Annotated in this window: 13 protein-coding genes; 11 read left to right on the top strand and 2 right to left on the bottom strand. The window is 75.1% G+C overall.

Translation table 11 applies throughout. The annotated features are described in order from the left end of the window. Positions 1 to 46: 46 nt before the first annotated feature. Entirely contained in the window at positions 47 to 1,147 is a 1,101-nt protein-coding gene (locus OG335_RS17155) for a citrate synthase 2 (protein WP_405011998.1), read from the bottom strand. Between the two features lie 387 nt (positions 1,148 to 1,534). Between OG335_RS17155 and pdxH the strand changes: the two genes are divergently transcribed. The 11 genes from pdxH to OG335_RS17100 all read left to right on the top strand — a co-directional run bounded on the left by pdxH (position 1,535) and on the right by OG335_RS17100 (position 18,767). Continuing rightward, positions 1,535 to 2,158, top strand: coding sequence for a pyridoxamine 5'-phosphate oxidase (gene pdxH, locus OG335_RS17150; protein WP_405015429.1), 624 nt, complete (start codon positions 1,535 to 1,537; stop codon positions 2,156 to 2,158). A gap of 261 nt (positions 2,159 to 2,419) precedes the next feature. Next, positions 2,420 to 2,602, top strand: a complete 183-nt coding sequence (locus tag OG335_RS17145) for a hypothetical protein (protein ID WP_405011997.1) — start codon at positions 2,420 to 2,422, stop codon at positions 2,600 to 2,602. A 77-nt stretch (positions 2,603 to 2,679) separates the two neighbouring features. Further along, positions 2,680 to 5,034: an FxsB family cyclophane-forming radical SAM/SPASM peptide maturase gene (locus tag OG335_RS17140; RefSeq protein WP_405015428.1), complete on the top strand. Its 2,355-nt coding sequence runs from the start codon at positions 2,680 to 2,682 to the stop codon at positions 5,032 to 5,034. A gap of 108 nt (positions 5,035 to 5,142) precedes the next feature. After that, a complete protein-coding gene (locus OG335_RS17135; protein WP_405015427.1) occupies positions 5,143 to 5,559 on the top strand; it encodes a CU044_2847 family protein in 417 nt (138 codons plus the stop codon). Next, positions 5,490 to 7,625, top strand: coding sequence for a trypsin-like peptidase domain-containing protein (locus OG335_RS17130; protein ID WP_405015426.1), 2,136 nt, complete (start codon positions 5,490 to 5,492; stop codon positions 7,623 to 7,625). Before OG335_RS17135 ends, OG335_RS17130 begins: the two co-directional genes overlap by 70 nt. 53 nt (positions 7,626 to 7,678) lie before the next feature. Continuing rightward, positions 7,679 to 8,647, top strand: a complete 969-nt coding sequence (locus OG335_RS17125) for an AAA family ATPase (RefSeq protein ID WP_405011996.1) — start codon at positions 7,679 to 7,681, stop codon at positions 8,645 to 8,647. Then, positions 8,644 to 11,271, top strand: a complete 2,628-nt coding sequence (locus tag OG335_RS17120) for an SAV_2336 N-terminal domain-related protein (RefSeq protein WP_405011995.1) — start codon at positions 8,644 to 8,646, stop codon at positions 11,269 to 11,271. Before OG335_RS17125 ends, OG335_RS17120 begins: the two co-directional genes overlap by 4 nt. Before the next feature lie 197 nt (positions 11,272 to 11,468). Beyond that, entirely contained in the window at positions 11,469 to 12,257 is a 789-nt protein-coding gene (locus OG335_RS17115) for an aminoglycoside N(3)-acetyltransferase (RefSeq protein ID WP_405011994.1), read from the top strand. Positions 12,258 to 12,368: 111 nt separating this feature from the next. Continuing rightward, positions 12,369 to 13,709 carry a TIR-like protein FxsC gene (locus OG335_RS17110; RefSeq protein WP_405011993.1) on the top strand — a complete coding sequence of 447 codons (1,341 nt, stop codon included), beginning with the start codon at positions 12,369 to 12,371 and terminating at the stop codon, positions 13,707 to 13,709. Beyond that, on the top strand, positions 13,706 to 17,692 hold the full coding sequence (gene fxsT, locus OG335_RS17105; RefSeq protein WP_405011992.1) for an FxSxx-COOH system tetratricopeptide repeat protein: 3,987 nt from the start codon (positions 13,706 to 13,708) through the stop codon (positions 17,690 to 17,692). The genes OG335_RS17110 and fxsT overlap by 4 nt, the downstream gene beginning before the upstream one ends. Before the next feature lie 58 nt (positions 17,693 to 17,750). After that, positions 17,751 to 18,767, top strand: a complete 1,017-nt coding sequence (locus OG335_RS17100; RefSeq protein WP_405011991.1) for a 2-hydroxyacid dehydrogenase — start codon at positions 17,751 to 17,753, stop codon at positions 18,765 to 18,767. On the opposite strand, the gene OG335_RS17095 is transcribed toward OG335_RS17100, so the two are convergent. Next, positions 18,733 to 19,599: an alpha/beta fold hydrolase gene (locus OG335_RS17095; RefSeq protein WP_405011990.1), complete on the bottom strand. Its 867-nt coding sequence runs from the start codon at positions 19,597 to 19,599 to the stop codon at positions 18,733 to 18,735. The two genes, OG335_RS17100 and OG335_RS17095, sit on opposite strands and share 35 nt — an antisense overlap. Between the last annotated feature and the right edge of the window lie 13 nt (positions 19,600 to 19,612).

The raw sequence follows: 19,612 nt of genomic DNA, 5'->3' as shown, positions 1-19,612 counted from the left end.
CGGGCGGGTCCGGCCGCGTGCCGGACCCGCCCGAACGAGTGAAGCGTCAGTGCGCGATCGAGTCGTAGCCCTCGACCTCGCGCGGGCTGCGCGGGCCGGGGCCGAGGTAGCGCGCGGACGGCCGGACCAGGCGGCCGGTGCGCTTCTGCTCCAGGATGTGCGCGGACCAGCCGGCGGTGCGCGCACAGGTGAACATCGAGGTGAACATGTGGGCCGGCACCTCGGCGAAGTCCAGCATGATCGCGGCCCAGAACTCGACGTTGGTCGCGAGCACGCGGTCGGGGCGCCGGTTGTGCAGCTCCTCCAGCGCGGCCTTCTCCAGCGCCTCGGCGATCTCGAAGCGCGGCGCGCCGAGCTCGCGGGCGGTGCGGCGCAGCACGCGGGCGCGCGGGTCCTCCGCGCGGTAGACGCGGTGGCCGAAGCCCATCAGGCGCTCGCCCTTGTCGAGGGCCTTCTTCACGTAGCCCACCGCGTCACCGGTGCGCTCGATCTCCTCGATCATGCCGAGCACGCGCGACGGCGCGCCGCCGTGCAGCGGGCCCGACATCGCGCCGACCGCGCCGGACAGCGCCGCGGCGACGTCGGCGCCGGTGGAGGCGATGACGCGGGCGGTGAAGGTCGAGGCGTTCATGCCGTGCTCGGCGGCGGAGGTCCAGTACGCGTCGACGGCCTTGACGTGCTTCGGGTCCGGCTCGCCGCGCCAGCGGATCATGAACCGCTCGACGACCGTCTCGGCCTTGTCGATCTCGCGCTGCGGCACCATCGGCAGGCCCTGGCCGCGGGCGGACTGGGCGACGTACGACAGTGCCATGACGGCGGCGCGGGCGAGGTCGTCGCGGGCCTGCTCGGCGGAGATGTCGAGCAGCGGCTGGAGGCCCCACACCGGGGCGAGCATGGCGAGCGCGGACTGCACGTCGACCCGGATGTCACCGGAGTGCACCGGGATCGGGAAGGGCTCGGCGGCGGGCAGGCCGGGGTTGAACTTGCCGTCCACCAGCAGGCCCCACACGTGGCCGAACGAGACGTGGCCCACGAGGTCGTCGATGTCCACGCCGCGGTAGCGCAGTGCGCCGCCCTCGCGGTCGGGTTCGGCGATCTCGCTCTCGAAGGCGACTACACCTTCGAGTCCGGGTACGAAGTCGGACATCAGACGGCTCCTTCAGTGATCCGATCCGGGACGCCGCGGAGAGTGGGGCGGCGGTCCGGGTGACCGTTCGGTGGGGTTGGCACTCGGTGTCAGCCTTGCAGGCACGGAGTGCATTGCGCCATACACCACGACGGTGATGTTTCCCCCACCGGCCGCCTCGGCCCCGGCGGCGGACGGACCGGGGGAAACCGGGTCGTACGGCACGATTCCCCGTACGGCGGGTGGCCGTGCGGTGGGGGGACACCTTAACTCCCACCGGGGTTTGCCGGGACGTAGCAGCCCGCCACGCTTGTCGTACGGGATGATGTTGCCGTGCCTACCGCGGAACACCCCCCGACAGCCCTGACCGCGCCGACCGAGGACCGGCCCGGGCCGGACCTGGCCGTCATGCGCAAGCACTACCAGCACGACGGCCTCGCGGAGGGCGCCCTCGCGGCCGACCCGGTCACCCAGTTCACCACCTGGTTCCACGAGGTGGCCGAGGCCGGGGTGACCGAGCCGAACGCCATGGTCCTCTCCACCGCCGACGCGGCGGGGCGGCCCAGCTCCCGCACCGTGCTGCTCAAGGGCTACGACGACCGCGGTTTCGTGTTCTTCACCAACTACGGCTCGCGCAAGGGCGCCGAGCTCGCCGTCAACCCGCAGGCCTCGCTGCTCTTCCCGTGGGTCGCCCTGGCCCGCCAGGTCATCGTCGGCGGCCGGGTCGAGAAGGTCGGCCGCGACGAGACCGCCGCCTACTTCCGCACCCGCCCGCACGGCTCCCAGCTCGGCGCCTGGGCCAGCGAGCAGTCCAGCCCGGTCTCCGGCCGCGAGGTCCTGGAGCAGCGCTACGCCGACCTCGCCGCCCGCTACCCGGAGGGCGAGGGCGTGCCGGTGCCGCCGTTCTGGGGCGGCTACCGCGTGGTGCCCGAGACGGTCGAGTTCTGGCAGGGCCGCGAGAACCGCCTGCACGACCGCCTGGTCTTCGTCGCGGACGGCGACGGCTGGCGCGTCGAGCGGCTGTGCCCCTGACGGGCACCGTGTCGAGCGGGGGTAGACCGTTCGGGCAGTTTTCCCCGAACGGCCCATCGCAAACCCTGATTGTGCGTCAAAAATCCTTCACCGGAAGGTATCGTGCAGAACTGGGTGTACAGGCCTGGGGCCGGGCCGGCTGCTCTGGGCCGGGTCGGAGCGGCGTCGCCCGCCATGCCGGGGCATGCCCGCGGTGGCTCAGGCCCTGTGGGCCCGCGTTTCCCCCTACAGGTGCTTCGCCCCCGAAGAATCGAGACCCCCATGGTTTCTGCACGTGCCGCCCGGACGTCCGACGGCCCCGCCTCCGAGGACACCGTCGCACGGCCCTCCCTTGCCGCCCTCGCCGCTCTGGGAACCGACCGACTGACCGAACAGCTCCAGCGGGCACTGCCGGGCGCCGACTCCGGCCAGGTGGCCGTGGCCGCGTTCAACTCGTCCATCTGACGGTCGTGGCCACGCCCGGGCGCCCGCACGGCCCGGCCGCCGCGCCGCTGGTGCCCTTCTCCCAGTTCGTCCTCAAGATGCACAGCCGCTGCGACCTCGCTTGCGACCACTGCTACATCTACGAACACGCGGACACCAGTTGGCGCGGCAGGCCCCGAGCGGTCTCCGGCCCCGTCCTCGCCCGGACGGCCGAGCGGATCGCCGAGCACGCCGCCGCCCACGCCCTGCCCGCCGTGCACGTCGTGCTGCACGGCGGCGAGCCCCTGCTCGCCGGACCGGCCCTGCTGCGCCGCGCCGCCGAGGAACTGCACCGGGCCCTGCCCGCCGACTGCAGCCTCGACCTGCGCATCCACACCAACGGGGTGCTGCTCTCCCCGGCCCTGCTCGACCTCTTCGCCGAGTACGGCATCAAGGTCGGCATCAGCCTCGACGGCGACCGGGCGGCCAACGACCGCCACCGCCGCTACGCCGACGGGCGCAGCAGCCACGGCAAGGTCCTCGCCGCCCTCGAACTGCTCCGCCGCCCGGAGTACCGGCACCTGTACGCCGGGCTGCTGTGCACCATCGACGTCGAGAACGACCCGCTCGCCGTGTACGACGCGCTCCTCGCGCTCGAACCGCCCCGGATCGACTTCCTCCTGCCGCACGCCACCTGGGACGCCCCCCCGAAGCGCCCGCCCGGCCTCGGCGGGCACCCGTACGCCGACTGGCTGCTCGCGATCCACGAGCGCTGGACGGCCCAGGGGCGGCCCGTGCCTGTCCGCACCTTCGACTCGGTGCACCGCACGCTGCGCGGGCGCTCCAGCCTCACCGAGTCGCTCGGTCTCGACCCCGCCGACCTCGTCGTCGTCGAGACGGACGGCTCGTTCGAGCAGGCCGACAGCCTCAAGACCGCCTACGACGGCGCGCCCGCCACCGGATTCACCGTCTTCGCGCACACCCTCGACCAGGTCGCCGACCACCCCGGGATGCGCGAACGGCAGTCCGGCCTCGCCGGGCTGGGCGACGACTGCCGCTCCTGCCCCGTCGTCCGCTCCTGCGGCGGCGGCCTCTATGCCCACCGCTACCGCACCGGCAGCGGCTTCGCCAACCCTTCGGTCTTCTGTGGAGACCTGATGCACCTCATCACCACCGTCCGCGACCGCATCGCCGACACCGCCACCGTGCCCGCCCAGGCCAAGCCCGTCGAGGCCGACCTGACCGACGACCAGCTCGACCGGATCGCCGCCGGGCACGGTGACACCGACACCGTCACCGCGCTCGCCGCGAGCCAGCTCGGTCTCACCCGGGCCATGGTCGCCGCCCTCGCCGACGGCCGCCCCGACGCCTGGCAGCTCCTCGCCGACCTCGACGGCCGCGCCCCGCACGCCCTCGACGCGGTGCTCGCCCACCCGTACGCCCGCGCCTGGGCCGCCCGCTGCCTGCGCGGCGAGAGCGGCGCCGACCTCGGCGGCCTGGCCGAGCTCGCCGCCGCCGCGGCACTCCGTGCCGGGGTCGCCTTCGACCTGCCGGTGCCCGTCCGCGGCGGCGCCGTCCACCTGCCCACCCTCGGCCGCCTCCACGTGGGCGGCGTCGGCGAGGCCCGCCTCACCGGCACCGCCGACGGCTTCACCGCCCGCGGCGCCCGGCTCGACTGGGACGCCCCGCCGACCCCGGCCTGGCAGGCCGTGCGGCGGGTCGCCCTGCCCGGCTGGACGGTCGCCCTGGAGGACACCGACCCGCAGCGCGACAGCCACCAGTGGCCCGCCGCCGACCGGCTCGGCGAGGACGCCCTGCTCGCCTGGAGCGACGCGCTGCGCGAGGCCTGGGAACTCGTCGGCCGCGACCTCCCCGGCCACGTCGCCGGCCTGGCCGCCGGCCTCACCACCGTCACCCCGCTGCGGCCCGGCCCCGAGGGCCGCGACGTCAGCGCCTCCGCCCGCCAGGCGTTCGGGGCCGTCGGCATCGCCCGGCCCGCCACCGCCCCGACCCTGGCCCTGCTGCTCGTGCACGAGTTCCAGCACGTCAAGCTCGGTGCCGTGCTCGACCGGCACGACCTGTACGACCCGGCGGACGACCGGCTCTACCACGCCCCCTGGCGTCCCGACCCGCGCCCGCTGGAAGGGCTGCTGCAGGGCACGTACGCCCACCTCGCCGTCACCGAGTTCTGGGCCGCCCGGGTGCGCGTCTACGACGGGCTGCCCGGCGGCCCCGCCGACCACGCACGGCAGCAGCTCGCCACCTGGCGCGCGCACACCGCCACCGCCGTGGAGACCCTCGCCGGTTCCGGCTCCCTCACCCCCCTCGGCGCCCGCATGGTCTCCGGCATGCGCACCGCCGTGACGCCGTGGCTCGCCGTGCCCGTCGGCGCCGCTGCGGAGGCCGCGGCCCGCGCCGCCGCCGCGGCGAACCGGACCGCCTGGGAGGAGCAGCTCGCCGCCGCCGGTGGCTGACCCGGCGTCACAACGCTCCGGGAGGGCCGGCGGTGACGTCCGGAAACCGACGGTGGAAAACCGCGAGGAGCCGGTGCCGGACGGGGTGGCGGTGGCAGAGTGTCGGGCATGACGGCATTCACCGAAGTGACCCTGGCGGACGGCACCACCGTGCTGCTGGAGGTCTTCGACCTGGGTGGCCCGCCGCCCGCCGAGGACGGCGCGGACCTGCCCGGCGGCTCCGGGGAGACGGTGGCGGTGGGACGCCTCCGGGACGCCGCGCGCACCACCGGCACGGCCCTGCGCGACGCCCTGCAGCCCCTCGGGGGTGTGCTGGACCTCGTCCACGACGCGGTGCGGAGTGCCGTACGTCCGCCGGAGCAGGTCGAGGTCGAGTTCGGGGTGAAGCTCAGCAAGGACCTCCGGCTGGGCATCGTCTCCGCCGGGGCCGAGGCCGCCCTCACCGTCCGGGCGACCTGGCGGACCGGCCCGGCCGTCGCCGTGCCGCGGCAGGCCGCCGCCGAGACGGAAGCGGCAGCCCCCTGACGGCCGGCGCGGGCACCGGGCCGCCGTCCGCCCGGGACCCCGACACCGCGGTCAAGGCCGCCCACGCGGCGCTCTACGGACCGTCGGGCCCCCGGGCGTGCGGCGGGGGCCTGCTGGTCGCCGACGGCCGCGTGCTGACCTGCGCACACGTCGTGAACCTGGCCCTCGGCCGTGCCGCCTTCGAACAGCAGCCGCCCCCCGAGCACGACGGCGCCGTCCGGGGACTGCTCGTCGGCCTGCCCGGTCGCTCGCCCCACAGCCGGCTGCGGGCGACCGTCGAGCACTGGCTGCCCGGCACCCGCGACGCCCACGAGCCCGCCCGTCAGGGAGATCCGGAGTGGGCCGCCGACCTCGCCCTCCTCCGCCTCGTCGACGTCGTCCCGCCCGGACCTGACGGACCGCACCTCGGCGACCACCGCACCGGACCCTCGGCCTACGCCTGGTTCGGCAGCGGGAACGCCAGCACCGTCGCCGCCGTGACGATCCAGGGCGTCACCGACCGCTGGCTCGTCCTCGACACCCCCGCCTCGGCCCAACCGCTCGTCGAGGGGTACAGCGGCAGCCCGCTGTGGGACCGCGAACGGCAGCAGGTCGTCGGCCTCGTGGTCAGCCGCCGCGACGCCCGGGCGTTCGCCATACCGGCACAGGTGATCATCGGCCACCTCCCCCGGCTCGCCGCCGGCCCGGCCGCCGAGGCCGACGCCCGACGGCTCCGCCCGCAGGCCTGGCGCCAGCTCCTCGACACCGTGCGCGGCGTCCTGACCGACCCCGCCGACCGCGCCGACACGGCCCGGTCCCTCGCCGCCGCCCTCGCCGTGCCCGGCCCCGCCGTCGGCGAGCCCGTGCCGCCCGAATGGCTCGTCCTCACCGCCACCGGCACCGACCACGGCTCCGCGACCCTGCTCGCCCTGCTCGCCGAGCGGCCCGCGGCCGACCGCCCCGGCCTGCAGGCCGCCGGAGTGTTCGCCGCCCCCGACGAACTCCTCACCGCCCCCGAGCACCGCGACCTGCTCCGCCTGCTGGAGGACCACCCCTCCCGGCCCGGCACCGTGGCCGCCCGGGCCCTGCCGCTCGGCCCGGACCGCGCCGGCGTCGGCTGGCCCGAGCTGGTCCGGCACCTGGAGGGCTACCGCCCCCGCCAGGGCGCCGTACCGGCCCTGCTCACCGTCGTCGAGTTCGCCGCGGAGGAGGCTCCCGAAGGTGTCGGCGGCGACCTCCGGGCGTGGAACGACCGGGTCGCCGCCCGGTTCGGCGTCGCCGCGGGCCTGGCCGAGCAGCGCGCCAGGGCGGCCGAGACCGGCGCCCGCCGGACGCCCGCGCCGGGGCCCGCCGCCGCGCCCGTCGTCCAGGTGCAGCTGTGGCGGGCCGGCCCGGGGGATGCGTACCGCGCCGTCGTCCGGACGTCCGCCGCGGACGGCACCGCGCGGCAGCGGATCTGCCTCGACACCCCGGTCGCCCGTGCCACGCTCCTGGCCCGCCTCGCCGACCTGCTCGCCGACACCGTCCGGGAGTGCGAACCGGGAGTGCTGCCGACGGTCGAGGTCTTCGTCCAGAAGGACCAGCTCGACCTAGACGTCGACCGGTGGGTGTACCGGCCCGACGAGATCTTCCCCAGCGTGCTCGGCGAGGACTTCCAGGTCGTGCTGCGCTGCCCCGAACTGCGCCGTCCCGAGTACTGGCCGGAACTGCGCTACCGGTGGCAGGCCCGCCACGGGGCCGCCGTCCTCGCCCAGCGCCGGCGCGAGCCCGCCGTGCAGGAACGCGGCCGCCCCGAACCGGTCGCCGGGGTCGCCCTCTGCGGCCCGTCCGCCGCGACGGCCCAGCTGCGCGCGATCGCGCTCGCCGTCGGGGTGCCCGCGGTCGTCTGGCCACGGCCCTCCGCCGGCCGTGGCGGCGCGCCGTTCCTTCAGGGGCTGGCGGCCGGACTCACGGCGGCCCGGCTTCCGCGCGCCGTGTACGAGGCCAGGGTGCGGTCGGCCGACGGCGGACCGGGCCGTCACCTCGCGCTGGTCTACGACGGCCCGGACGGCCTCCCCGCGGCCCTGCCGCTCGACGACCCCCAGTGACACGGTGACCGACACGGACACCCGACCGATCGTCAGAGGAGAGGCACCGCACGATGAACGCCGACGACAGCGACTGGCGGCTCTACCGCGGGGACCGCGTGCCCCGCACGCGGGAGCTCCCGCCGCCCCCGCCTTGGCGCCGCTTCCCGAGTGACGGCGTGGCCCGCCACGCCACCCGCTACCACATCAGCCCCGCCGAGGCCGACATCGTCAACGCCGCCCTCCTCCTGCGGCGCCCGCTGCTGGTCACCGGCCCGCCCGGCACCGGCAAGTCCTCGCTGGCCCACTCCGTCGCCCACGAGCTGGGACTCGGCAGCCCGCTGCGGTGGGACGTCAACAGCCGCACCGTCCTCGCCGACGGCCTCTACCGCTACGACGCGGTCGGCCGCCTGCGGGACGCGGGAACCGCAGGCCGGGCGGACGGGCCCCCGGCCGGCATCGGCGACTACGTGCGCCTCGGCCCGCTCGGCACCGCCCTCGCCACCGGCACCCCCGGACGGCCGCGCGTGCTGCTCGTCGACGAGCTCGACAAGGGCGACGCCGACCTCCCGAACGACCTGCTCGTGGTCTTCGAGGACGGCGAGTTCCGCATTCCCGAGCTCGCCCGGCTCGGACCGGACCAGGAGGAGGTCCGGGTCATGGTGGAGGACGGACCGGACCGCCACCCCGTCCGGCAGGGCCGGGTCGCGTGCCGGGAGTTCCCCGTCACCGTGCTCACCAGCAACGGCGAACGGGACTTCCCGCCCGCGTTCCTGCGCCGCTGCGTCCGTCTCGACCTGAAGCCGCCGACCGGCGACCAGCTGCGCGCCATCGTCGGCGCGCACCTCGGCGACGAGGGGCTGGCCGTCGCCGAGGACCTCATCGAGGCGTTCCTCGACCGGCGCGACACCGGGCAGGCCCTGCTCGCCACCGACCAACTGCTCAACGCGGTGCACCTGCGGATCAGCGGCGTCGACCTCGGTCGGGACCACCTCACCGAGGCCGTCCTGCGCTCCCTCGACGACGACGGGCTCCCGGTGTGAACGGCGGCGGCCCGGAGCGCCTCCGGTCGGTGCTCGCCGCCGCAGGCGTCGGCCTGACCGCGAGGGAACTCGCCGAGGTGCTCTGGCTCGCCGACCGGATGGGGCCGGCCGAGGCCCGGCCCGGCGAGGCGGTCGAGCCCGGGTCCGTCCCGCCCGAGGCGCCCGCCGCGGCCGCCTCCGAGCCGCCCGGCCGGGGGACGGACGACCCGCCCGGTCCGAGCACGGACGTGTACGCGGCCGCCGGCCGGCCCGACGGGGGCACCGCCACCCGGCCGGTGCTCGTCCGCGGCGAGCGCGCCGTGTACGGCGCACGCAGACTCGTCCGCGCCCTGAAGCCGCTGAAGCGCCCGGTGCCGTCGCCCCGCGACGGGGAACCCGACGAGAACGCGACCGCCGACCTGATGGCCGACACCGGTCTGCCCGACCTCGCCCTCCGTCCCCGCACCGAACGCTGGCTGGACCTCGTCCTGCTGGTGGACGACGGCCTGTCCATGGAGATCTGGCGCGAACTCGCCGACGGGCTGCACACCCTGCTCGGCGGCGCGGGCGTCTTCCGCCGCGTCCGCAGCCACGGCCTGGACACCCGGCACCCGGCCGGTCCGCGGCTCCACCACCGCCCCTTCGGCGGCCCGGCAGGGCCCGCCCCGCACACGGTCCGTCCCGCCGACGGCCGGGGCGTCGTCCTCGTCCTGTCCGACACCGTGGGTGCCGCGTGGCGCGACGGCCGGATGGACCCCCTGCTGGCCGACTGGGCCCGCCGGTGCCCCACCGCGGTCCTGCAACCGCTCCCGCAGCGCCTCTGGCCCGGAGCCGGACTGCCCACCGAGACCAAGCTCCTGCAGCCCGCCGCACCGGGCCGCCCGAACACCGCCTGGCGGGTCGAGGACCTCCTGCTGCCCGCCGACCTCGCCCCCTTCGCCGGCATCCCGGTGCCGGTCCTGGAGTGCGACCCCGCCGCCCTCGCCGCGTTCGCCGGCCTGATCGCGGGGACCGCGCCGGCCGTCCTCCGTACCGCCGCGGCCGCCGCCGGCCCCCGGCCCGCGCCGCCCGCGCCCCGCGGCGAGCCGGCCGCCCCCGACATGCACGCCCGCCTCACCCACTTCCGCGCGGCGGCCTCGCCCGAGGCCTTCCTGCTGGCCGGGCACCTGGCCGCGGTGCGCCCGCTCACCCTGCCCGTGATGCGGCTCGTCCAGCGGGCCGTGCTGCCCGGCCGCGGCACCCCCGCCCAGCTCGCCGAGGTGCTGCTCGGCGGCCTCGTCCGACGGGCCCCCGGCCCCGCCGGGCCGGGCGGCCGCGGGCAGCGCTACGACTTCAGGCCCGGCCTGCGCGAACTCCTGCTCGACTCGGTGCCCGCCCGGGCCGCCCTCGACACCGCCGCGCTCGTCGGCGACCTGCTCGAACGGACCGTCCCGCAGGGCGGCCACGTGCCCGCTCTGCAGGCGGACACCGCGGGCACCCGGGCACTGCCGCCGGGCGCGGCCGCGTTCGCCGGCACCGGATCGCCGCTCCTCGCCCGCTTCGCCCCCGCTGCCGGCGGCCCCGCCGGGCCGGTCGGCGACGTCCCGTTCGGCACCCTGGCCGACCACGACCCGCAGCTCGCCGCGGCCGTCGCCGGCAAGCGCTGGCGCGAGGCCGTCGAACGCGGCGAGCAGGCCCTCGAACACCTGCTCGCCGACCACGGGCCCGACCACCCCGCGGTGCTCGGCGGCCGCCTCGACCTCGCCGAGTGGATCGGCGAGGCCGGTGCGCCGCAGACCGCCCGCCGCCTCTGCCGCGAACTCCTCGCCGACCTCACCGGCCGCCTGGGCCCCGACCATCTGCGGACACTGCGGCTGCGGGCCAGGACCGGCCACTGGCACGGCCGCTCCGACGACTGGCGCCGGGCCGCGGACACCTACCGCGCCCTGCTGCCGGACCAGGAACGCCTCCTCGGCCCGGACCACCCCGACAGCCTGTACAGCCGCCACCAGCTCGGCTTCTGGACGGTCTACGTCGACCGCGCGGAAGCCCTCGCCGTCTTCACCGACCTCCTCGTCCGGCAGACCCGCGTGCTGGGCCCCGACCACCGGGAGACCCTGCGCACCCGCGCCAACATCGCCTCGCAGACCGGCCAGGGCGGTGACGCCGCGGCGGCACTCGTGCTCTGGCAGGACCTGCTCACCGACCTGCGGCGCGCCCTCGGCGCCGACGACGACCTCACCGTGATCGCCGAGGCCGAGATCGCCCACTGGCTCGCCGCCACCGGCGACCCGGCCGCCGCGCTGCGGACCATCCCGACGCTGCTGCCCCGGATCACCGCAGCCTTCGGGCCCGGCCACCCCACCCCGTACGGCTACCGGCTCCGGATCGCCCAGTGGACGGGCGAGACCGGCGCGCCCGCGGACGCCGTCCGGCAGCTCCGCGAGCTGATCGGCGACCTCGGCGCCGTACTCCCCCCGGAACACCCGATCTTCCTCGCCGCCCGCGGCGACCACGCGTACTGGACGGCCCGGGCGGGCGACCGCACCGGCGGCCTGCAGCGCCTGCGGGACCTCCTGCCCGAGCTCGACGGCATCCTCGGCGCGGACGACCCGTGCACCCGGAGGGTCCGCGACGCCGTCGCCGCCTTCGAGCGGGAGGGCTGAGGCGCTCCCGAACGGGTGATTCCCGGCCGGTGGCGTCCGGCGCACCGGACGGTGAACGCACGCCGTCGAAAAGGGACATGGCGCCCGATCGGGCGCGGACGGCGCAGACGGGAGCGTGCCCGACCGGCTACCGTATGCGGTCGGCCGGTCGAGACGCGGCAGGGCCGCGCGACCTGCCATGGCTGCTGGAGGCCGGTTTGTACTCCCAGGCGGAGCTGACGGACCATCTGCGGCTGCTCGGGATCCGCGAGGGGGAGACGCTGCTCGTCCAGGCGTCCGCGCGGGCCGTCGGGCCGGTCGAGGACCGGGCGCGGACGGTCGTCGCCGCACTCCGGACGGCCCTCGGCGGCACGGGCACCCTGGTCGCCTACACCGCGACCCCCGAGAACTCCGCGACCTCCCTGCTGCACCGGCGGGCCACCGCCGGACTCACCCCCCGCGAGCTCCGCCGCCACCTGGCGACCATGCTGCCGTACGACCCCGCGACGACACCCGCCTCGCCGACCATGGGCCGGATCTCCGAGGAGATCCGGCTGCTGCCCGGGGCCGTCCGCAGCGCCCACCCGCAGACGTCGTTCAGTGCCGTCGGCCCGCGCGCCGAGGCGCTCATGGCCGGGCACGCGCTGGGGTCGCACCTCGGCGACCGCTCCCCCCTGCAGAGGCTCTACGCGGCCGGTGCCCGGGTGCTGCTGGTCAGCGTGCCCTGGTCGTGCTGCACGGTCTTCCACCTGGCCGAGTACTGGCAGCCGAACTGCCCGGTGCAGCGGTACGCCTCCGTCGTCACCGACCGGACCGGCCGCCGGACGTGGGTGCACTTCGAGGCGCCGAGCCTGGAGACCCGGCACTTCGAACGTATGGCCGCCGACATCACCGCCGATCTCCCCGGCCTGGTCGGAGGCCGCCTCGGCGACGCCCCCTGCCTGCTGATGCCGATCGCGGACAGCGTCGACCTGGCGAACAAGTGGCTTCTGAATCAGGAGTGTTGACCGGGTTCACGCGTGTCGGACGTTACGGCCCTATTCCCATCGGGAACATGACCTTCCTAGACTGACAATCCCCGCAAGGGGCAGGGATGGACGGTCTCGGGGGAGGCGCCGGTGAACAACCCGGGGGGACGGGGCAAGAACGAGGTACGCCCGTACTTCTTTCTCAGCTATGCCCACACGCCACGCGCCACCAGCCGCGTCGGCGATCCCAACCACTGGGTGGCCAAGCTCTACGAGGACCTGTCGGAGGCGATCACCCAGCTCACGGACGTACCGGACGGCGTGCCCGTCGGCTTCATGGACCAGTCGATGCACCAGGGGCAGTTCTGGGCCGAGCGGCTCGCCAAGGAACTCTCCAACTGCCGCGTCTTCGTGCCGCTCTACTCGCCCCGCTACTTCAAGAGCCACGCCTGCGGCCAGGAATGGCACACCTTCAGCCAGCGGCCCGTCTACCAGCGGCGCCGCGACGGCGAGGAGACCAGCGGCATCGTCCCGGTGCTCTGGGTCGCCATGGACCACTACACCCTGCCCCGCTGCGCCGGCGAACTGCAGTTCAACCACGGCAGCTTCGGCCCGGACTACGCCACCGAGGGCCTCTACGCCCTCATGAAGCTCACCGCGTACCGGCCGCAGTACGAACTCGCCGTCCACCGCCTGGCCCAGCGCATCGTCGACGTCGCCGAGCAGACCGTCATCCCGGTCGGCCGGCAGACCGACTTCGAGACGCAGCCCAGCGCCTTCGGCCCGGCGGAACCCACCAACACCCTGCGGATCTCCGTCTACTCCTACCGCCGCGGCGAACTGCCCCCCGGGCGAGGCCCCGAGTGCTACGGCGCGCGCCGCACCGACTGGCAGCCCTACCGGCCGGACTCCCGCCGCCCGCTCGCCGAGGACGCCGCCGAGGTCGCCCGCGACATGGGGTTCCGCGCCACCATCCACGAGTTCGAGACCGAGGCCACCGCCCTGCTCGGCAGCGCCGAGCCCAGCGCGCCCGGCGTGGTGCTCGTCGACCGCTGGGCGCTCTACGACACCCGCCGCCGGGAGACGCTCCGCAACCTCGACCGCCGCGACCACGGCTGGCTCTCCACCCTCGAACCGTGGAACACCGACGACGAGGAGTGCACCGCCCACGACGCCGAACTCGGCCGGATCAGCGACGACGTGCTGCGCCACGCGCACGGATCCCACCGGCCCACCCTGCGGGGCGCCGGCACCGGCCCCCCGACGACCCTGGAGGAGTTCCGCGGCGAGATGCAGCGAGCCCTGATCCGCGCCAACGAGGGGTTCGAACGCCGCGACGAACCCGACACCCACCTGCCGGGCCCCCGCAGGCCCAGCCTGCGGGACGAGCCCGACACCGCACCGCGGCCCCGCCAGTTACCGCCCGACGCACGGCACGACGAGGACGGCGAGGGCACCGTGAGGGCCACGCCCGGGGGAGGACAGCCATGACCGACAGGCAGACCGAGGCCACAGTGCCGGGCGGGGCCGCACCCGCGGCGGCCGAGGACCGGCAGGGCCGCATCATCACCTTCTACTCGTACAAGGGCGGCACCGGCCGCACCATGGCCCTCGCCAACACCGCCTGGATCCTCGCCGCCAACGGCTTCCGCGTGCTCACCGTCGACTGGGACCTCGAAGCGCCCGGTCTCGGCCGGTTCTTCCACCCGTTCCTCGACCAGGCCGCGGTGGACGCCACCACCGGCATGATGGACCTCTTCGCCGACTACTACGAGGAAGCCCGGCGGCCCGTCGAGCGCAGCGCCCACTGGTACGAGGACTTCGCCCGGATCCACCCGCACGCGATCTCGCTCGCCTGGCGGTTCCCCGGCACCGGCGGCCTCGACTACGTCCCCGCCGGCCAGGTCAACCGCGACTACGCCGCCAACCGCGTCGACTGGGACGACTTCTACGAGCGCTACGACGGCCAGCGCTTCCTGCAGTTCCTGCGGCAGGACATGAAGCGGCACTACGACTACGTGCTCATCGACAGCCGCACCGGCCTCACCGACACCGCCGACATCTGCACCGTCGAGATGCCCGACGACCTGGTCGTCTGCTTCACCCTCAGCGACCAGAGCATCGACGGCGCCGCCCGCATCGCGCACACCGTCGACGGCCGCTACGGCGACCGCGGCATCCGCATCCTGCCCGTGCCGATGCGGATCGACGAGAACGAGAAGGAACGCGCCGACGCCGGCCGCGCCCACGCCCGGATCCGCTTCGCCGGCCTGCCCAGCGGCCTCGGCGAGGCCGAACTCGCCCAGTACTGGGCGTCCGTCGAGATCCCCTACCGGCCCTTCTACTCGTACGAGGAGATCCTCGCCCCGTTCGGCGACGCCCCAGGCCAGCCGGCGTCGCTGCTCTCCGCCTGCGAACGCCTCACCTCGGCGGTCACCCGCAGCCGGATCGCCGCCCTCCCGCCCATGGACGAGCTGGAACGCCTCCGGAACCTCGACGCGTTCATCCGCCGCCGGCCCACCGCCCCCGCCGACCTCTACCTCAGCTTCGTGCCCGAGGACCGCGTCTGGGCGGACTGGATCGCCTCCGTCCTCACCGACGCGGGCTTCCGGGTCGTCTCGCGCGACCTCGGCATCGGCTCGGACCCGCGCGCCTCCACCGAGCAGGGCATCGACGCGGCCTTCCGCACCGTCGCCGTGCTCTCCTCCGCCTACCTGGTGTCGCCGCAGGCCCAGGCGCTGTGGGAGCGCACCGTCGGCGGCGACCCGGCCGGCACCCGGCGGCAGGTCATCCCCGTCCGCGTCGGCGACGTCCGCCTGACCGCGCCGTTCAACAACCGCAACCCCGTCGACCTCGTCGGCCGCGACGAGACCCAGGCCGCCCTCACCCTGCTGCGCGCCCTCGGCCACAACGACCCCGTCGACCGCAGCCCCGGCGCGCCCCGCTTCCCCGGCACCAAGCCGGCCTACTGGTCGGTGCCGCAGCGCAACCCGTCCTTCACCGGCCGCGTCGGCGTCCTCGACGACCTGCGCGAGCAGCTCGTCGGCGGCCCCACCGCCGTCCTGCCCACCCCGCAGACGCTGTACGGCCTCGGCGGCGTCGGCAAGACCCAGGTCGCCCTGGAGTACGCCCACCGCTACATGTCGCACTACGACCTGGTCTGGTGGATCGACGCCGAGCAGGCCGAGAGCGTCGCCCAGAGCCTCGCCGAACTCGCCGACCGCCTCGGCCTGCGGGTCAGCGACAGCGTCAACGAGGCCGCCGAGGCCGCCCGCGAGGCACTGCGCCGCGGCACCCCGACCCCCCGCTGGCTGCTGATCTTCGACAACGCCGACGAGCCGTCCGAGGTCCGCCGGTACTTCCCCGGCGGCTCCGGGCACATCCTCATCACCTCCCGGAACCAGGGCTGGTCCGGGCAGGCCGGGGTGCTCGGCGTCGACGTCTTCACCCGCGGCGAGAGCATCGACCACCTGCGCCGCAGGGTCCGCGGCCTCTCCCGCCCCGACGCCGACCGCGTCGCCGAGGCCGTCGGCGACCTGCCGCTCGCCGTCGAGGTCGCCGCCGCCTGGCTGGAGACCACCCGCACCCCCGTCGACACGTACGTCGCCCAGCTGCAGGCCGAGGCCACCAAGGCCCTCGCGGCCGGCGACACGCCCGTCGACTACCCCACCCCGGTCGGCGCCACCTGGAACGTCTCCATCGCACGCCTCCGCGAACAGTCCCCGGCCGCCGTCCGCCTCCTCCAGCTCTGCGCGTTCTTCGCACCCGAGCCGATCTCGCTCACCCTCTTCTACAACGACCAGATGACCCGGGCCCTCGCCCCCTACGACGACGAGCTCACCGACAGCTTCATGCTCGGCAAGGTCATCCAGGCGGTCAGCCGCTACGCCCTGGCCAAGACCGACGCCAACAGCAACAGCTTCCAGGTGCACCGGCTCGTGCAGGCCGTCGTCCGCAGCGGCATGTCCGCCGACGAGCAGAACGACGCGGTGCACGACGTGCACCGCATCCTCGTCAACGCCCGCCCGGCACTCGGCGACACCGACGACCCGCAGAACTGGCCCGCCTTCGAGAAGATCTGGCCGCACCTCGGCCCGTCCAAGGCCCAGGACTGCGACGAGCGCGAGACCCGCGAACTCCTCATCGACCGCGTCCGCTACCTGTGGAAGCGCGTCGACCTCGACCGCGCCATGGCCCTCGCGCGCTCCCTGGACGCCGCATGGTCGGAGCGCTACGAGACCGAGACCAAGGCCGGCGAACGCCGGTTCCTGCGCCGCCAGATGCTGAGCCTCAACTTCCAGCTCGGCAACGTGCTGCGCAGCCAGGGCGCCTACCACGAAGCCCTGGAACTCGACCGCGCCACCATGGCCGGCCAGAAGGAACTCCTCGGCGACCACAACGCCTTCACCCTGATGACCGCGGGTTCGCTCGGCGCCGACCTGCGCTTCCTCGGCAGGTTCCAGGAGGCGCTGATCCTCGACATCGACACCTACAACCAGTTCCGCGACCTCTTCGGCGACGACAACCCGCGCACCCTGTCCGTCGCCAACAACCTGGCCATCGACCACCGGCTGGTCGGCAACACCCAGCTCGCCCGCGACCTCGACCAGGAGACGTACGACCGGCGGGCCGCCGTCCTCGGCGCACGCCACCCGTACACCCTCTCCAGCAAGTCGAACCTCGCTCGCGACCTCCGCGAACTCGGCGACTACAAGGGCTCGGTGGAACTCCTCCGGGAGGTCACCCAGGTGCTCGACAGCATCCTGCAGCCCGACGCCCCGGAGAACCTCCGCAACGCCAAGTCGCTCGCCGTCTCGCTGCGCCGCGCGGGCGAGTCCCGCGAGGCCCGCCGCCTCACCGAGCAGACCTACGAGCGGTACGTCGAGCAGTACGGCCCGGAGAACGCCGACGCGCTCGCCTGCCGGCTCAACCTCGCCGCCGACCACAGCGCCGCCGGCGACAAGGAGACCGCCCGCGACATCGCCCAGGAGGCGTACGACGGCTACCGGCGCCTCAACGGCGACCACCACCCCTTCACCGCCCTGTGCCAGAACAACCTCGCCATCTACCTCCGTGGCAGCGGCGACACCGCCGGGGCGATCCGGCACGGCGAGGAGGCCGTCGCCGGCCTCGCCCACGCCCTCGACCCCGACCACCCCTACACGCTCAACGCCACCATCAACCTCGCCAACGCGTACGCCGACAACCACCAGCTCGCCAAGGCCGAGGAACTGGGCCGCGCCGCCTACGCCGGCCTGCACAACCGGTACGGCCCCGGCCACCCGGACGCCGTCGTCTGCGGGCTCAACCTCGCGATCACCCTGCGCACCGCGGGCCGCCAGGACGAGGCCGAGACCCTGCGCCGGCAGGCCATCGCGGCGCTGGTGGAGCTCTTCGGCGACGACCACCCGACCATCGTCTCGGCCCGCGGCTGGCAGCGGATCAACCGCGACCTCGAACCGCAGCCGCTCTGACCGGTCCGGTCGTCGGAGCCGGTCACCGGGCCCGCAGGCGGTGTAGCCTGCGGGCCTGATGACCGACATCCGCACGTTCGCCGACACCCACGCGGCCGCACCCCGGGTGCTCGTCACCCGGCGGCTGGCCCCCGGTGTCGTGGAGCGGCTCGCCGCCGTGTGCGAGGCGACCGTGCACGACGGCGAGCAGCCGATGCCGCGCACCGAACTGCTCGCCGCCGCAGCCGGCCGCACCGCACTGATCACCACGCTGGACGACGTCGTCGACGCCGAACTCCTCGACGCCGCGGGCCCCGCCCTCCGCCTGGTGGCCAACCACGCCGTCGGCACGCACAACATCGACCACACGGCCTGCGCCGCCCGCGGGGTCGCCGTCTCGCACACCCCGGGCGTGCTCACCGAGGCCACCGCCGACATGGCGTGGGCGCTGCTGCTCGCGGCCGCCCGGCGGGTCGGCGAGGGCGAACGGCTGCTGCGCTCGGGGCGGCCCTGGGCGTGGGCGCCGACCTTCATGCTCGGGATGGAGCTCGGCGGCACGCCGCTGGGCATCCTCGGCATGGGCCGGATCGGCCGGGCGGTCGCCCGGCGCGCCGCCGCGTTCGGCATGCCCGTCGCCTACCACAACCGCCGCCGGCTGCCCGCCGACCAGGAAGCCGGGGCCGGGCTGCTGCCGCTGGACGAACTCCTCGCCACCTCACGGGTGCTGGTGGTCACCGCCCCGCTGAACGACGCCACCCGGCACCTGATGGACGCCCGCAGGATCGCACAACTGCCGCCCGGAGCGGTGCTGGTGAGCATGACCGCCGGCGTCGTGGACGAGGCCGCGCTGGCCGGCGCCCTCGAATCGGGCCACCTGTTCGCGGCGGCGGTCGACAACTTCGAGCACGAGCCGGCCGTCCACCCCGCCCTGCTCGCGCAGGAACGCGCCGTGCTCGTCCCGCACCTCGGCAGCGCGACCGTCCGCACGCGTCAGGCGATGGGCGACCTCGCGGTCGACAACGTGCTGGCCGTCCTCGCGGGCGGCGAACCGGTGACCCGGGTCAGCCCGCCGCCCACTTCAGCGCCTCCGTCATGACCTTCAGCGCGCCGAAGTGCGCCGCCCCGGGCTCCAGGTAGAGGTCGGCCCGCGGGATGTGGTCCGCCAGCCAGCGGGAGTGGTCGACGGGCGAGAACTGGTCGTCCGCGCCGTGCCACAGACGGGTCGGCACCGTGATCGACGAGACCTCGAAGCCCCAGGGGGTGGTGAAGGCCAGCACGTCGTCGATCCACCCGTCGGCGCCGTAGCGGAACGCCTCCTGGTACGTCGCGAGCAGCATCCGCCGGATGCCCGCGTCGGACACCAGCGCCCGGTCGGTGGGCGGGAGTTCCGGAACGAGTTCGTTGATCAGGGCGTGCGGGTTGTCGCGGATCAGGCCGGACCTGAAGCGGAACGAGTCGGCGAAGTGCTCCTCGCCGCGCTCCACGTCGGTGTAGTCCCGGACGTTCGACCGGGTCATGCCGCCGTACCAGTCCAGGCCCTCGGCGTGCCGCGGCGCCAGGCTGACCAGGGCGGCCACCCGCACCACCCGGTCGGGCAGCAGGGCGGCGCAGGCCAGGGCGTGCGGGCCGCCGCCCGACCGGCCGAGCACCGCGAAGCCGTCCAGGCCGAGCGCGTCCGCGATGGCCGCGGTGTCCTCCGCGGCGGCGGCGACGGCCCGGCCGGGCAGCCGGGCGGACTCGCCGTACCCGGGCCGGTCGAAGGAGATCAGCCGCATGCCCAGGCGGGCCAGCACACTGCTGCGCGGCACCGGGCCGACCCTGCTGCCGGGCGTGCCGTGCAGCAGGAACACCGGTCTGCCGTGCGGGTCGCCGGTGGTCTCCACCGCCAGTTTGCGACCTCCTGCGGCTTCGACCAGTTGTAGTACCACGCAGTACCTCCAG

Origin of the sequence: Kitasatospora sp. NBC_01539, assembly GCF_045040525.1 — a bacterium.
Taxonomy (GTDB): Bacteria; Actinomycetota; Actinomycetes; order Streptomycetales; family Streptomycetaceae; genus Kitasatospora.
The sequence above is the reverse complement of the archived record's forward strand: the minus strand, read 5'-3'. Positions and strand labels throughout refer to the sequence as shown.

Excerpts from the sequence above, each read along its gene's own strand:
- OG335_RS17140 (WP_405015428.1), top strand. The coding sequence starts at position 2,680 with ATGCACAGCCGCTGCGACCTCGCTTGCGACCACTGCTACATCTACGAA.
- OG335_RS17125 (WP_405011996.1), top strand. The coding sequence starts at position 7,679 with ATGAACGCCGACGACAGCGACTGGCGGCTCTACCGCGGGGACCGCGTG.
- pdxH (WP_405015429.1), top strand. The coding sequence starts at position 1,535 with ATGCGCAAGCACTACCAGCACGACGGCCTCGCGGAGGGCGCCCTCGCG.
- fxsT (WP_405011992.1), top strand. The coding sequence starts at position 13,706 with ATGACCGACAGGCAGACCGAGGCCACAGTGCCGGGCGGGGCCGCACCC.
- OG335_RS17155 (WP_405011998.1), bottom strand. The coding sequence starts at position 1,147 with ATGTCCGACTTCGTACCCGGACTCGAAGGTGTAGTCGCCTTCGAGAGC.
- OG335_RS17145 (WP_405011997.1), top strand. The coding sequence starts at position 2,420 with ATGGTTTCTGCACGTGCCGCCCGGACGTCCGACGGCCCCGCCTCCGAG.
- OG335_RS17100 (WP_405011991.1), top strand. The coding sequence starts at position 17,751 with ATGACCGACATCCGCACGTTCGCCGACACCCACGCGGCCGCACCCCGG.
- OG335_RS17135 (WP_405015427.1), top strand. The coding sequence starts at position 5,143 with ATGACGGCATTCACCGAAGTGACCCTGGCGGACGGCACCACCGTGCTG.